The organism is Roseovarius halophilus (ex Wu et al. 2025) (genome assembly GCF_047086965.1).
In genome coordinates this window covers 1-3758 of sequence record NZ_JBKOTX010000336.1, presented here as the reverse complement: position 1 = coordinate 3758, position 3758 = coordinate 1, and the positions used below count along the sequence as shown (strand labels likewise).

At 69.1% G+C, this 3758-nt stretch carries 3 protein-coding genes and 1 pseudogene; all 4 read left to right on the top strand.

What is annotated here, in order from left to right; translation table 11 throughout:
- Window positions 1–180 (top strand): hypothetical protein (locus ACH107_RS30880; RefSeq protein WP_412509503.1); only part of this gene is annotated, 180 nt, incomplete at its 5' end.
- The gene (locus tag ACH107_RS30875) at window positions 171–1574 is read left to right on the top strand and encodes a lytic transglycosylase domain-containing protein (RefSeq protein WP_412509502.1); all 1404 of its coding nucleotides are present in this window, start codon (window positions 171–173) and stop codon (window positions 1572–1574) included. The genes ACH107_RS30880 and ACH107_RS30875, both read left to right, overlap by 10 nt.
- Before the next feature lie 121 nt (window positions 1575–1695).
- Entirely contained in the window at window positions 1696–2562 is an 867-nt protein-coding gene (locus ACH107_RS30870) for a branched-chain amino acid aminotransferase (RefSeq protein WP_412509501.1), read from the top strand.
- Between the two features lie 3 nt (window positions 2563–2565).
- Window positions 2566–3758 (top strand): annotated as a pseudogene (locus ACH107_RS30865) (N-methylproline demethylase); the annotation flags it as partial.

The following is a 3758-nucleotide window of genomic DNA, read 5'->3' as shown; positions in this document are numbered from 1 at the left end:
GGCAACGTCGGCCAGGATGATCGAGCGGGTGGACTCGCGGTTGCGCTTCACGATCTCCTCGGGCGCCGTGGACAGGCCGAAGCGCCGCCACTTGTCGAGCGCATGGCGGGTTGCTGGCGCCGCATCACGCCGCGCGGCTGGACATGGCGCTGTGGCGGGGATTGCGCGACATGGCGCTGATGCTGCCACTGGTGCCGGAGGTGGCGCGGGAGCGTGCCGAGATCCGCCAGCGAATCGAGGACGGGCGCGGCGAGGTCGACGACCTGCTGCGGGCGCTGCCGCCCGACGCCCGGAGCGCACCCGGGATCGCGCATGCGGTGTTCAATCGCCATATCGCGGAGGGCGAGAGCGACCGGGCCATCGAGGTGATCCTGCGGCAGAGCCGGATCGCCGGGGGGCTGGGCCGGGCCGAACGGTGGTCGGGGTGGCGCCGCGCGCTGGCGCGGGCCGAGATGCGGCGGGGCAATGCCGAGACGGCCTATGAACTGGCGGCCTTTCACCAGTTGAGCGCGGGGGCGCGTTTCGCCGATCTGGAGTGGCTAGCGGGCTATGTGGCCTTGCGCTACCTTGATGCGCCGGGGTTGGCGCTGGACCATTTCCAACGGTTGCGTTCCGCCGTGCAAACCCCGATTTCGCTGGGTCGTGCCGGCTACTGGATGGGCCGGGCGCTTGATGCGGCGGGCGATCCGGCCGCGGCGCGAGACGCGTATCTGCTGGGCGCCGAGCATCCGACGAGCTTTTACGGCATCCTTGCCGCCGAGGAGGGCGGGGTGTCCCTTGACGGGATCCCGTCAGGGCCGCAGCGCGGCGTTGACTGGCGCGTGGCCGCGTTCACCGACAGCGACCTGTACAAGGTCGGCGTGCTGGCGCTGTCCATGGGGCGGTTGACGCTGGCCGAACGGTTCTTCGTGCGGCTGTCGGAGACGCTGGGGCCGGACGACCTGGCGCTGATGGGGGCGATGCTGGAGGAGCTGGAGCAGCCCCATCTGCAGGTGATGGTCGGCAAGGCGGCGGCGCGGCGCGGTCTCGTTGTGCCGGCCCCTTATTATGCGCTGCATCCGTTAACCGAAGGTAACCTGCCGGTGCCGGAGGAGCTGGTACTGGCCATCGCGCGGCGCGAGAGCGAATTCGACCCCGGCGTTGTCAGCGGGGCGGGGGCCGAGGGGCTGATGCAGCTCATGCCCGGCACGGCGCGCGAGGTCGCGGTCGGCATGGGGCTGGATCACGCGCCGGGCCGCGTGCTGTCCGACTGGCGGTACAACGCCGATCTGGGCGCGGGTTACCTGGCCGGGCTGGCAGAGCGGTTTGGCGGTAATATCGTCATGATTTCAGCCGGTTACAATGCAGGTCCGGCCCGCCCGCCGCGCTGGATGGAGCTTTACGGCGATCCGCGCGGCCGCGGGGTGGACGTGATCGACTGGATCGAGCACATCCCGTTCCGCGAGACGCGCAATTACGTGATGCGGGTGGCCGAAAGCCTGCCGGTCTATCGCGCGCGGCTGGGCAGGACGCCGCTGCCCGTGCCCTTCAGCGAGGAACTGGCAGGGGCGACGATCAGGGTGCGGGGGCAGTGATCGGCGCATCGGTATCGCGTCGGTATTGCCCTTGTATCGCGGCGGTGTTTTGTGTCCGCATCCTCTGGACCCTGTCAGCGCCGCGGCCTAGGCTTCATGCGGAAAGACGGGAGGGCAGACAATGGCGACGGGGCGGAACATCCGGACCTATTTCGACGGGGTGTGGCATGACGGCGACATCGCGGTGATGCGTGCGGCCGATCATGGCATGTGGCTGGGCAGCAATGTCTTCGACGGCGCGCGTTTCGCCCATGGGCTGGCCCCCGATCTGGACCGGCATTGCGCGCGGGTGAACGATTCGGCCCGCGCGCTGATGGTGACGCCGACCGTCACGGCCGAGCGGATGGTGGACATCATCCGCGAGGGCCTGTCGGCCTACCCGGCGGATGCGGCCGTCTATATTCGCCCGATGTACTGGGCGATCGAGGGGGGCATGTCGGCAATCGTCCCGAAGGAAGGGGGCGAGACGGGATTCGCCGTCAGCCTCGAGGAAATCCCGATGGCCCCGGACGACCATGCCGCCACGCTGGCCCGCACGCGGTTCCGCCGCCCGGTGCTGGAGGATGCGGTCGTCAACGCCAAGGCGGCTTGTCTCTACCCCAACAACGCGCGGATGCTGGCCGAGGCGCGGGCGAAGGGGTGTAGCAATGCGCTGGTCGCGGACGCGCTGGGCAACGTGGCCGAGGCGGCGACCGCCAATGTCTTTGCCGTGAAGGACGGCGACGTTTTCACGCCGGTCCCCAACGGCACATTCCTGGCCGGGATCACCCGGGCGCGGCATATCGAGAACCTGCGCGCCGACGGAATCCGGGTGCACGAGACCGTCATGAGCTTCGACGATTTCCATGATGCCGACGAGATCTTCCTGTCGGGCAACATGATGAAGGTGACGCCTGTCACCGCCTTCGAGGACAGCAATTACCAGATCGGCCCGATGACGCGCCGTGTGCGCGACATGTACTGGGACTGGGCCGCCAGCACGGGGTGAGGCATGGCTGACGATCCGCTGTTGCAGCCGTATCGGCTCAAGCACCTGGAATTGAAGAACCGGCTGATGATGTCCAGTCACGAGCCGGGCTATACCGAGGACGGGATGCCCAAGGACCGCTACCGCCTTTACCACGTGGCGCGGGCGAAGGGCGGCGTCGCGCTGACCATGACGGCGGGGTCGGCGGTGGTGTCGCGCGACAGCCCGCCGGCTTTCGGCAACATACTGGCCTACCGCGACGAGGTGGTCGGCTGGATGAAAAGGCTTGCCGACGAATGCCACGATCACGGCTGCGCGGTGATGATCCAGTTGACGCATCTGGGCCGGCGTACCCGCTGGGACACGGGCGACTGGCTGCCGTCGCTGGGGGCCGGGCCGGACCGGGAACCGGCGCATCGCGCCTTTCCCAAGGTGGCCGAGGACTGGGACGTGACCCGGATCATCGCCGATTACGCCGACGCCGCCGAGCGCATGAAGGCGGCGGGCCTCGATGGCGTGGAATTCGAATGCTACGGGCACCTGATGGACCAGTTCATGAGCCCGCTGACCAATGCGCAGGACGCGCCGTGGGGCGGGAGCTTCGAGAACCGTATCCGTTTCGCGACCGAGGTCCTGCGCGCCTGTCGCGACCGTGTCGGCCCGGATTTCGTGCAGGGGATACGGCTGGTCGCGGACGAGGACGCGCCGGGCGGCATCCCGGCCGAGGAAGGCGTGGCGTTTGCCCGGCGGCTGAAGGATGATGGGCTGGCCGATTTCGTCAACGTGATCCGCGGGCGTATCCATACCGACGCGGGCCTGGCCGACGTGATCCCGGTGCAGGGGATGCGCTCGGCCCCGCATCTGGATTTCGCGGGGCGTATCCGGCACGAGGTGGGGATGCCCACGCTGCATGCCGCCAAGATCGCCGACGTGGCGACGGCACGGCACGCGGTGGCCACCGGCCAGCTTGACATGGTGGGCATGACCCGCGCCCACATCGCGGACCCGCATATCGTGCGCAAGATCGCGGCGGGGCGCGAGGAGGACATCCGCCCCTGCGTCGGCGCGACCTACTGTCTTGGCCGCATCTATCACGGGGGCGCGGCGCTGTGCATCCACAACGCGGCGACGGGGCGCGAGGCCGAGATGCCGCACGACATCGCCCGGGCCGCGACCCGCAAGCGCGTGACGGTTGTGGGGGCGGGGCCCGCCGGGCT

What these genes read in the sequence shown, in the direction of transcription:
- ACH107_RS30870 (WP_412509501.1), top strand. Translation starts at nt 1,696, where the DNA reads ATGGCGACGGGGCGGAACATCCGGACCTATTTCGACGGGGTGTGGCAT.
- ACH107_RS30875 (WP_412509502.1), top strand. Translation starts at nt 171, where the DNA reads ATGGCGCTGATGCTGCCACTGGTGCCGGAGGTGGCGCGGGAGCGTGCC.